This window comes from Streptomyces sp. NPDC058637, from assembly GCF_042717325.1.
Lineage (GTDB): Bacteria > Actinomycetota > Actinomycetes > Streptomycetales > Streptomycetaceae > Streptomyces.
In genome coordinates, this window is record NZ_JBHXRD010000055.1 from 23,213 (window position 1) to 32,876 (window position 9,664).

General features: G+C 70.4%; 10 protein-coding genes and 1 pseudogene. 4 read left to right on the forward strand and 7 right to left on the reverse strand.

Features of this window, described 5'->3' with window-relative positions; translation table 11 throughout:
- Nucleotides 1–29: 29 nt before the first annotated feature.
- The 4 genes and pseudogenes from ACFWVP_RS33650 to ACFWVP_RS33665 form a co-directional block, all read right to left on the reverse strand.
- A complete protein-coding gene (locus tag ACFWVP_RS33650; protein ID WP_384501823.1) occupies nucleotides 30–323 on the reverse strand; it encodes a DUF6233 domain-containing protein in 294 nt (97 codons plus the stop codon).
- A gap of 188 nt (nucleotides 324–511) precedes the next feature.
- A pseudogene (locus tag ACFWVP_RS33655) lies at nucleotides 512–924 on the reverse strand (arginine deiminase family protein); the annotation flags it as partial.
- Nucleotides 925–951: 27 nt separating this feature from the next.
- Nucleotides 952–1,551, reverse strand: coding sequence for a dihydrofolate reductase family protein (locus ACFWVP_RS33660; RefSeq protein WP_384501803.1), 600 nt, complete (start codon nucleotides 1,549–1,551; stop codon nucleotides 952–954).
- Nucleotides 1,548–2,420 (reverse strand): metalloregulator ArsR/SmtB family transcription factor, encoded by an 873-nt coding sequence (locus ACFWVP_RS33665; protein WP_384501805.1) that lies wholly within the window; start codon nucleotides 2,418–2,420, stop codon nucleotides 1,548–1,550. The genes ACFWVP_RS33660 and ACFWVP_RS33665 overlap by 4 nt, the downstream gene beginning before the upstream one ends.
- Nucleotides 2,421–2,745: 325 nt before the next feature.
- Between ACFWVP_RS33665 and ACFWVP_RS33670 the strand changes: the two genes are divergently transcribed.
- Nucleotides 2,746–2,907: a hypothetical protein gene (locus ACFWVP_RS33670; protein WP_384501807.1), complete on the forward strand. Its 162-nt coding sequence runs from the start codon at nucleotides 2,746–2,748 to the stop codon at nucleotides 2,905–2,907.
- Nucleotides 2,908–2,986: 79 nt separating this feature from the next.
- Here ACFWVP_RS33670 and ACFWVP_RS33675 read toward each other — a convergent pair whose 3' ends face one another.
- Both ACFWVP_RS33675 and ACFWVP_RS33680 read right to left on the reverse strand, forming a co-directional pair.
- Nucleotides 2,987–3,577: an ML domain-containing protein gene (locus tag ACFWVP_RS33675; protein ID WP_384501809.1), complete on the reverse strand. Its 591-nt coding sequence runs from the start codon at nucleotides 3,575–3,577 to the stop codon at nucleotides 2,987–2,989.
- A 137-nt stretch (nucleotides 3,578–3,714) separates the two neighbouring features.
- Nucleotides 3,715–5,691, reverse strand: coding sequence for a heavy metal translocating P-type ATPase (locus ACFWVP_RS33680; protein ID WP_384501811.1), 1,977 nt, complete (start codon nucleotides 5,689–5,691; stop codon nucleotides 3,715–3,717).
- A 96-nt stretch (nucleotides 5,692–5,787) separates the two neighbouring features.
- Between ACFWVP_RS33680 and ACFWVP_RS33685 the strand changes: the two genes are divergently transcribed.
- The gene (locus ACFWVP_RS33685; protein WP_384501813.1) at nucleotides 5,788–6,171 is read left to right on the forward strand and encodes an ArsR/SmtB family transcription factor; all 384 of its coding nucleotides are present in this window, start codon (nucleotides 5,788–5,790) and stop codon (nucleotides 6,169–6,171) included.
- A gap of 436 nt (nucleotides 6,172–6,607) precedes the next feature.
- Here the strand turns inward: ACFWVP_RS33685 and ACFWVP_RS33690 are convergent, their stop codons facing one another.
- Nucleotides 6,608–7,168, reverse strand: a complete 561-nt coding sequence (locus ACFWVP_RS33690) for an HAD domain-containing protein (protein ID WP_384501815.1) — start codon at nucleotides 7,166–7,168, stop codon at nucleotides 6,608–6,610.
- Between the two features lie 157 nt (nucleotides 7,169–7,325).
- Between ACFWVP_RS33690 and ACFWVP_RS33695 the strand changes: the two genes are divergently transcribed.
- Both ACFWVP_RS33695 and gap read left to right on the forward strand, forming a co-directional pair.
- A complete protein-coding gene (locus tag ACFWVP_RS33695; RefSeq protein WP_384501817.1) occupies nucleotides 7,326–8,282 on the forward strand; it encodes a GlxA family transcriptional regulator in 957 nt (318 codons plus the stop codon).
- Nucleotides 8,283–8,389: 107 nt separating this feature from the next.
- Nucleotides 8,390–9,388, forward strand: coding sequence for a type I glyceraldehyde-3-phosphate dehydrogenase (gene gap / locus ACFWVP_RS33700; protein ID WP_384501819.1), 999 nt, complete (start codon nucleotides 8,390–8,392; stop codon nucleotides 9,386–9,388).
- The last annotated feature ends 276 nt before the right edge of the window (nucleotides 9,389–9,664 follow it).

Here is a 9,664-nt window from a genome sequence, read left to right on the forward strand (position 1 = left end):
TGCCCGCTCCGCACAACACACTCCTTATTTCATTTCCCATCACCCCCCGCGCGTGGTGCCACGCCCGCCTGGTGGGTGGTCGGGTTGACCTCGGAGACCTCCGAGGTCAACCGGACCGCGCCCATCCCACCAGACCCGCAACATCTGTCCCGGCTCTCACGCCACGCCCAAGGGTCTGTCCGGGCGGCACACATCGCAGGCCGGTACCCGTCGGCGGGTTCCGGCAGGGCGCGCTCCCGGCTGATCGCCCGCAGCTCCTTGCCGGCAGCCCAGCAGTCGCCGCGGTGAACCCGGACGCCCGACCCCGCGCCGGCCTCACCGATGCCCCGGTCCGGGGGATCGGCTGCGGCGGCTCCTCGACCTCCCGGCCCCCGTGCCGGCCGGCTCCTCGGCCCCGCTCCTGGTGGTCCTGGGCTTCGAGGTCCCGGCCCCGCCCGCGAACCTGACTGGCGTACGACCGGTCCGCGGTGGGCCCCGACAGTCCGTGCGGGCGCCGGGGCTGCTCAGACGGTCAGAAGGTCACCGCGTCGCGGATCAGCGGGCAGGTCATGCAGTGCCCGCCGCCCCGCCCCCGGCCCAGCTCCGCGCCCACGATGGCAATGACCTGCGCCCCGGCCCGCAGCAGGGCGCTCGTCTGGGTGTTGCGGTCGTAGGTGAAGAGGACGCCCGGATTCAGCGCGACCATATTGTTGCCGCTGTCCCACTGCTGGCGTTCGGAGGCGTAGACATCACCGCCCGTCTCGATCACCCGCAGGTGTGGCATGCCCAGTGCGCGGGCCACCACCTCGGTGAACGGGGTGTGGCCCTCGTCGGTGATCTCGATTCCCGGCGCCCGGTCGCAAGGGCGGACGGAGAGGTATGGACGCCATCCATGACGCGGGGACACAGCGTGACGATGTCCCGATCCGCGAAGGTGAACACCTCGCCGACCGCGTGCGCTGATCGGCCGGCTCAGCGGACTCGGTCGTAGACCATGGCGATCTCGCCCAGCTCGCCGGTCTCCTGGTGAGTGAGCTTCCACTTCGAAGCTGGGAGCCCGTCGTCGAACAGTCGCTGCCCGTCTCCGGCGATCTCGGGGAAGATCATGAGGTACAGCCGGTCGAGCAGATCTGCCGCAAGGAGCGGCTTGATGACACTCGGGCAGCTGTTGACGAGGATGTCGCCCTCGCCGGTAACCTTGAGTTCGGCAACCACGTCGGCGGCTGGGGCGTTCACCACGCGGGTGTTTTCCCACGGAGCTTCGGTCAGTGTGGTCGAGAAGACCACCTTTTCCGTGTCCACCAGCCACTTTGCGTATCCGCGGTCGCGCGGATCGGCGTTCTCGTCCTCGGCGACCATCGGCCAGTAGCCCAGGAACCCCTCGGCGTTGATCCGGCCGAGCAGCGCCGTCGTCGCGCCCTCCCAGATGCGGGTGAGTTGACCCCGCGCGACCTCGGAGGTCACATACGGCGCGAACATGCTGAAGTCGCTTGGCCCGCCAGGACCGTGGTAACGCCCGTCGAGGGAGAGGCTCAAGTTCGCGGTCACCCTGCGTCCGGTCGGGACAGTCATTGCGTGCTCCTCGTGTAGGTGCTGTCGGTGTTTTCGGTGCGTTCGCTGTCGTGCGGGTCTGCGGCAAGGGCCGCTGCGAGCTTGTCGAGGCTCTGGCCGAAGCCGATCTCGATGCCTGCGATGAAGTCAGCGGAGTCAACGGTGCTGTCGGTGATCTGCCAGTGGACGTCGAGATCCGTGCCGGTCCCGGTGGGCCGCAGATCGAGGGCGACGTGGGCGGTGAAGGCGAGACCGCCGTCGGGGAGCTTCGGGGAGAGCCGGTAGGCGAGACGCTCACCAGGACGGACGTCGACGACGGCGCCCTCCGCACGCCCGGCGACCAGATCCGAGGCGTCGGCGTCCTCGACATCCCGGTACTCCTGGACGATGCGCCCGCCTTCTCGCGCCTCGAAGACGAGCTCCGATACGCGGAGGTCGTCGGGCGTCCACCATCGGGCGAGCAGGGAAGGCTCGGTCAGGTGGCGCCACACCAGCTCGGGGCGCCCCGTCAGCAACCGGCGGAAGCTGAACGAACGGCCGTCGGCCCACCCCGGCTCTTCCGCGGCGAGCCGCTCCGCGTGGAGGCTGGCCCCGTAGCGGTCGTAGGTCGCGCGCGGGCCCCCGGCCTGCTCCGCGGTGTCGGCGAGTCGGTCGAGCGCAGCCGCCAGCTCCCGCAGGGGACCGGGCTGGAGCGCGTAGATGCGGCGCTGGCCGGTGCGCTGGGAGGTGACGACGCCGGCCCGCTCAAGGGTCTGCAGATGCTTGGTCGTCTGCGGCTGGCGCGCCCCGGCGAGCTCGGCGAGGACCCCGACCGGACGGGGCCGCTCGGCGATCAGGCTCACAAGCCGCCAGCGGGCCGGGTCGGCCAGTGCGGTGAGAAGTACATCCATGGCGACCAGTATTCAATGTAGCGAATATTCGCGGCAAGGAATATCTTGCTCGCCTGTCGGAGCGGTCACAGGGGTGCCGCCTCTTACGGCCGGTGATGATCCTGCTGGGTGACCAGCGCTACGTGTTCCCGAACGGTGACTTTTTCCCGTTCACCGCCGCCGCGGGCCGGCAGACCGGCGACCATGTGCAGGGCAACATGGCCGCGTCGCTGCTCCAGCTGTGGAGGCAGGTGGACGGCAGCTGGGACCGGACCATCACCACCCTGGCCTCGCACACGCCCGCGACCTTCGCCGACTGGTTCGAGAACGTCCGCCCGACCCCGCCGTGCCACCGCTGTCCACGACCGGCGCCGCACCGACCGCCCTGGACACGCACGCCATCAACTACGGCCCCACGGTGGTCGGCGACAACGCCTACCACGCGCTCGGCAACGGCGGCGGCGCCCTCCAGCGCGGCGGGACTGCAGCGTCACCATCGCCACCGTGACCCGGTTCGCCGCCCTGGACACCACCCGGGCATCCCAACGCTGGAAGTTCACGGCCAACGGCGACGGCACCGTGCGGATCTACGACAGCTGCCCCATCCCGCCCCCCTGACCGCACCGACCACCTCCGGCGGCCAGTTGGCCCCGCAGGCCGGAACGGCCACCTGGCTCCGGCGGGTCCGCCGCGCCTGGGACCCGTTCCGGTCCGGGTTCGTCAAGAGCCGCCGGGTCCGTCGCCCAGTACGCGAGATCGACCTTGATGTTCAACGCGAAGAGGTCGTGTTCGTCCGCGTTGCAGGCGCGGGCCTCGACGGCGAACCTGGCCGGCGGAACCTCCCTGGGGATCTTCAGCCTTACGGTCAGCGCGGCGTCGCCCACCTCGATGAGGTCACCGGTGACCCCGGTGTCCACGGACAGATTCCAGGAGCCCGTTCCGGGATCGCCCTCACTGATCCGGTCGAACAGGTCGTAGGTCTTGCCGACCAGTTCGACGGCGCCGAGCTTGACCGTGACGTCGATCCAGGCGCCGCGCTCGACAGCCTTCGCGATGTGGACCGGGATCATCACGGTGACCACCTCGCCGGGCTCCGGGGGGTCAGGCTTGAGGTCGATCCCGTTGATCTTCACCATGTCGGTGACGCGGCCCGCATCCGACCAGCTCCAGGAAGTCATGTACGTGTAGTAGTGATCCAACTCTCCTGAGTATCCGATCTCCGATGGGCGGGGCCGCCGACGATCCGTGGTCCCGTCGGATGGGCGGGGCCCGCCGACGATCCGTGGTTTCCTCCGTACGACTGCGGCGCACACGTTCAGACCGTGGCCTTGTCCGCAGAGTTCGTCCACGCGTTCTCGCGCAGCAGGCGCAGGCCGTTGAGGCCGACGATGACGGTGGAACCTTCGTGCCCGGCGACACCCAGCGGCAGCGGGAGCGTCCCGATCAGGTCCCAGGCGGCCAGTACGGCGATGAAGACCGCCGCGATGGCCAGGTTCTGCACGACGAGGCGGCGTGCCTTGCGGGAGAGGGCCACGACTGCGGGAATGGCGGCGAGTTCGTCGCGGACGACGACGGCGTCGGCGGTCTCCAGGGCGAGGTCGGAGCCGGCCTGGCCCATCGCGATGCCGATGTGGGCGGCGGCCAGGGCCGGGGCGTCGTTGACCCCGTCGCCGACCACCAGCACCCGGCGGCCCTCGGCCTCCCATTCCCTGACCGCGGCTGCCTTGTCCTGCGGGAGCAGACCCGCCCGGACCTCGGTGATCCCGGCCTCGCCGGCGAGGTGTCGTGCGGCGCGCTCGTTGTCTCCGGTCAGCAGAACCGGGGCCCGTCCGGTGAGTTCGCGGAGCGCGGCCACCGTCACCTTCGCGTCGGGTCGGAGGCGGTCGGCGATGCCCAGCACGCCGACCGGTCCGCCGTCACGCAGGACCATTACCGCGGTGCGGCCCCTGTCCTCGAGCGTCCGCACCACATCGCTGACGTCCGGGCCGCCGGTGGCGAGAAGACGATGCGGGGAACCGACCTCAACAGTGCTTCCGCCGATCGTGGCGGTGACACCGGCTCCCGGGGCGGAGGTGAAATCGGCCGCCTCGGCGAGGGTGAGGCCGCGTTCGCGGGCGGCCCGCACGACAGCGCGCGCGAGGGGGTGCTCGCTGGGGTGTTCGGCCGCCGCCGCCAGCGCCAGCAGCGCGTCCTCGTCCAGCCCGGAACCGGGCTCGGGGCGGACGTCGGTGACCCGGGGTGTGCCTTCGGTCAGGGTGCCGGTCTTGTCGAGGGCGACGACGTCGACCTGGCCCAGGCGCTCCATCACGACGGCGGACTTGGCGAGGACGCCGTGGCGGCCCGCGTTGGCGATCGCGGAGAGCAGCGGCGGCATCGTGGACAGCACCACGGCGCACGGCGAAGCGACGATCATGAAAGTCATCGCGCGGAGCAGGGCGGGCTGGAGGTCCGAGCCGAAGGCGAGCGGGATCGTGAAGACGGCCAGCGTGGCGATGACCATGCCGATCGAATACCGCTGCTCGACCTTCTCGATGAACAGTTGGGTGGGGGCCTTGGTCTCGGACGCTTCCTCGACCATCTTCACGATGCGCGCGATCACCGAGTCCGCCGGGTCGCGCTCGACGCGGACCCGTAGAGCGCCGGTGCCGTTGACCGTCCCCGCGAACACCTCGTCCCCTGAGCCCTTGGCCACCGGCAGCGGCTCTCCGGTGATGGTGGCCTGGTCGATGTCGCTGGCCCCGTCCAGGACCTTGCCGTCGGCGCCGACCCGCTCGCCGGGCCGCACCAGGATCGTGTCGCCGACGGCCAGGGAGTCGGCCGGTACGTTCTCCTCAGTGTTGCCGGGCAGGAGCCGGGTCGCGGTGACCGGCGCGAGGTCGAGCAGACCGCGCACCGAGTCGGCGGTCCGCGCGGTCGCGACGGCTTCCAGGGCTCCGGAGGTGGCGAAGATGACGATCAGCAGCGCGCCGTCGAGGACCTGGCCGATGGCCGCGGCACCGATCGCCGCGACGACCATCAGCAGGTCCACGTCGAGCGTCTTGTCCTTCAGCGCCTTCAAGCCCTCCCACCCCGGTTCCCAGCCGCCCGTGACGTAGACGGCGGCGTACATCGGCCCCCACAACCAGGCCGGGGAACCCGCGAGATCGAGCGGGAGCGCGATCAGGAACAACACCAGCGAGGCGAGCGCCCATCGGGCCTCGGGCAGCGCGAGAACTCGCGTCCGCCGCTTCGGGGGCGCCGGACTCGGCCCGGCGGCGGGTGGAGCGAGCTGTTGATCCAGGACAGGAGGCATGACAAAACGACCCTTCACGGGCGGAGGCGAGGCAACGCACTCACCATACAGGAACACCTGAACAGTTCTTCAGGTGTCGCCGGTATGATGGCTTCCATGGGCCACGGAACCGACACCGCCAGCAGCGCCACCACCCGCGAGCGCCTCGACGCCGTCGGCACCGCCGATGTAGCCGCCACCCTCCAGGCCCTTGCCACGCCCTCCCGGCTCCACATCCTGGCCCGACTCCAGGAAGGGCCCTGCTCGGTCGGCGACCTCGCGGATGCAGTCGGCATGGAAGCCTCGGCCTGTTCCCACCAGCTCCGGCTGCTGCGCAATCTCGGACTGGTCACCGGCGAACGCCGGGGCCGCTCGATCATCTACGCGCTCTACGACAACCACGTCGCCGAACTCCTGGACCAGGCCCTGTACCACGTGGAGCACCTGCGCATAGGGATCCGGGACATCCCCGCCGACATCCCAGGGCCCTCCGCCGATTGAGAACGGCGGCTGTCGGGGCCCGACGAGTCCATCGCGAGGCTGCTGCCCGCCGCACGTGCGAGGACCGGACGAGCGACGGCCTCGAACGCACAAGGGGCTGGAGGGCACGAGGGCCCGATCCGCGGCAAGTCCTGGACCCGGCTACGGGATAGAACGCCGAGTCGGCAGACGTTGCGTCCGGCCGCAGAAACGTACAGCCGTGGAGTCGCTCCTGAAGAGCGACGCCATAGAGCTACGCAAGATCTCCCTCAGCACCTACGGACGGCCTGCCGAGCCGACCGCGAGCACGAACCCCCCTGCTCACCGAGATGGACTTGAAGCCGCTCCCCGGCATCGGGCGTCGTCGGCCGACCGTGGGTGGGCCGTGGGTGGCCATGAAGATCTTGCTGATGTCCGATGGATCGGTGCTGCGCGGACTGCCTGCTCCTTGGGCACTTCAAGCCACGCCCGGTGACAAGGGTGCCCCTTGCATCCTGCGCAACCACTCGTCGATCGCGGCGTAGTCGGCGTCGGTCAGGCCCTGTCGGGGATCCACGCGATGGAGCAGCGCTTGTCCTCGATGGTGCGCGACCACCCAGGCCCGGTCCGTATCCGTGATCTCGTCGTCGACCCATACGAACGACCGCCCCGCCGCCCACGCGACGAGGGCCCGGGATTTCCAGTGCAGTCCGTCCCGCTCGTCCTGCTCTTCGGCGTCGGATGGCTCCGGCCAGTCCACCACCGCCAACTGCGGCAGGCCGATCCGTGGCCCGATGCACTCGTTGGCGTCGGCCATCCACGTCGTCGCCCAGACCAGATCACACGGCAGTGCCAGCAGTCGGGGCCCGTGCTCGGGATTGATCCTGGCCAGAAGCGGGTTCGAACCGCATCCCAGCGTCTCAGGGTCGGTCCGGTATGTCGGATACCCGTCCGGATACCGCTGCGGCGTCGCTCCGAACGGGATGAGTGGCCCGTCGACATCGAGAAAGAGCAGTGGACGCTGTTCGGAACCGGTCACGGCTTCACGATATCCACGAGCCGCATGGGTCATGGCGAGCGAACCGGTGAGCACCCCGGTTCGGCGAAGCGTCCCCGCATTCCGGCAGGAGTACGTCAAGGGGACTGCCGGCCCGCGGGGAGGGCGTCCCGAAGTCACGCCCACGTAGCCTCTTCCTGTGCCAGACTCCCGCCCGCATCGCGTCGCCGTCCTCGTGCTCGAGGGCGCGAAGCCGCTCGATGTCGGAATTCCTGCCCAGGTCTTCACGACCCGCGCGAGCATGCCGTACGAAGTGCGGGTGTGCGGGGCGGCACCCGGTCTCGTGACCGGCGGCGACGGCCTCGCGTACTCCGTCGCCCACGGCCTCGACGCGCTCACGTGGGCCGACATCGTCTTCGTCCCCGGCTACCGGTTCCCGGACCGCGACGCCCCGCCTCAGGCCGTCGTCGCGGCACTGATCGCCGCCCACGACCGTGGCGCCCGGCTCGCCGCCATCTCGACAGGTGCCTTCGCGCTCGCCGCAACGGGCCTGCTCGACGGCAGGCGCGCCACGACCCACTGGCACTACACGCGGGCGCTCATGGCTATGCATCCGCTCGTCCGGGTCGACGAGAACGTGCTGTTCGTCGACGAGGGCAGCGTGCTCACCTCGGCCGGCGCCGCCTCCGGCATCGACCTGTGCCTGCACATCCTGCGCGGCGACCTCGGGGTGGCCGCGTCCAACCACGCGGCCCGGCGTCTGGTCGCGGCTCCCTACCGCAGCGGCGGCCAGGCCCAGTACGTGCCGCGCAGCGTCCCCGAGCCTCTCGGCGAGCGGTTCGCCGCCACCCGCGAGTGGGTGCTGCACCGGCTCGGTGAGCCGCTCACCCTCGACGTACTGGCGCGGCATGCGGGGGTCTCGCCGCGCACGTTCTCCCGGCGCTTCGTCGAGGAGACCGGCTGCACGCCGATGCAGTGGGTGATGCGCGCCCGCGTCGACCTCGCCCGCGAACTGCTCGAACGCTCGCAGCGCAGCGTCGAACAGATCGCCGCCGACACCGGTCTCGGCACCGGTGCGAACCTGCGCCTTCACTTCCGGCGCATCCTCGGCACCGGACCCAGCGAGTACCGGCGCACCTTCACCCGAGGCGCGTAGACCGCCCGGCACCGCATGGCGGGATCCTTTTGAACCATGGCGATCCCGCCACTGTCAGCGGCGTCGGCCGCGAGCGAACCTGGTGTGGAAGGGAAGGGACATCACTCATGACTCGCATCGCCATCAATGGATTCGGCCGCATCGGACGCAATGTGCTGCGCGCACTGCTGGAGCGTGACAGCACCCTCGAAATCGTCGCCGTCAACGACCTGACGGAGCCTGCCGCTCTCGCCCGTCTGCTCGCCTACGACAGCACGGCCGGCCGGCTCGGGCGCCCGGTGAACGTCGACGGGGACACGCTCGTCGTCGACGGCCGTCGGATCACGGTGCTGGCCGAGCGAGAGCCGGCGCAGCTGCCCTGGGCCGAACTCGGTGTCGACATCGTTCTGGAAGCCACCGGCCGCTTCACCTCGGCCGAGGCGGCCCGTGCCCACCTCGACGCGGGCACGAAGAAGGTACTCGTCAGCGCACCTTCGGACGGCGCCGACGTCACGCTCGCGTTCGGGGTCAACACCGACGCCTACGACCCGGCCGTGCACACGATCGTCTCGAACGCCTCCTGCACCACCAACGCGCTCGCACCACTCGCCGCGGTCCTCGACGAACTCGCCGGTATCGAGCACGGGTTCATGACGACGGTGCACGCCTACACACAGGAGCAGAACCTGCAGGACGGTCCGCACCGCGACGCCCGCCGCGCCCGGGCCGCCGGAGTCAACATCGTGCCGACCACGACCGGAGCCGCGAAGGCGATCGGTCTGGTGCTGCCGCACCTCGACGGCAAGTTGTCGGGCGACTCGATCCGCGTACCGGTGCCGGTGGGCTCGATCGTCGAACTCAACACGACCGTCGCCCGCGACGTGACGCGTGACGACGTGCTGGCGGCGTACCGAGCCGCAGCGGAGGGGCCGCTGGCCGGCATCCTCGAGTACTCGGACGACCCGCTCGTGTCGTCCGACATCACGGGCAACCCCGCCTCGGCGATCTTCGACTCGGCCCTCACCCGCGTGGACGGCCGCCACGTCAAGGTGGTCGCGTGGTACGACAACGAGTGGGGCTTCTCGAACCGCGTGATCGACACCCTGGAGTTGCTCGGCACCCGCTGACCGGACGCCATGGTGGTTCCCCTCCTCCGGCGGCCTGGCCGGGGGAGGCGATCCCTCCGGCCGCTCCGGTCGGCCGGGCGGGCCCACCTGAGCGGCCGGGGCGGAGCCGTCCCGTACGAGCTGCCCGCGGTGAGGCCCTCGACGAACGAGCGGAAGTCATCGGCCAGGACGAGCTCCGTGTCGAGGTCGGTGTCGAGGTCGGTGTCGAGGTCGGTGTCGACGTCGGTGTCGACGTCGGTGTCGACGTCGGTGTCGACGTCGGTGTCGACGTCGGTG

Excerpts from the sequence above, each read along its gene's own strand:
- ACFWVP_RS33675 (WP_384501809.1), bottom strand. The coding sequence starts at position 3,577 with ATGACTTCCTGGAGCTGGTCGGATGCGGGCCGCGTCACCGACATGGTG.
- ACFWVP_RS33680 (WP_384501811.1), bottom strand. The coding sequence starts at position 5,691 with ATGCCTCCTGTCCTGGATCAACAGCTCGCTCCACCCGCCGCCGGGCCG.
- ACFWVP_RS33660 (WP_384501803.1), bottom strand. The coding sequence starts at position 1,551 with ATGACTGTCCCGACCGGACGCAGGGTGACCGCGAACTTGAGCCTCTCC.
- ACFWVP_RS33665 (WP_384501805.1), bottom strand. The coding sequence starts at position 2,420 with ATGGATGTACTTCTCACCGCACTGGCCGACCCGGCCCGCTGGCGGCTT.
- gap (WP_384501819.1), top strand. The coding sequence starts at position 8,390 with ATGACTCGCATCGCCATCAATGGATTCGGCCGCATCGGACGCAATGTG.
- ACFWVP_RS33685 (WP_384501813.1), top strand. The coding sequence starts at position 5,788 with ATGGGCCACGGAACCGACACCGCCAGCAGCGCCACCACCCGCGAGCGC.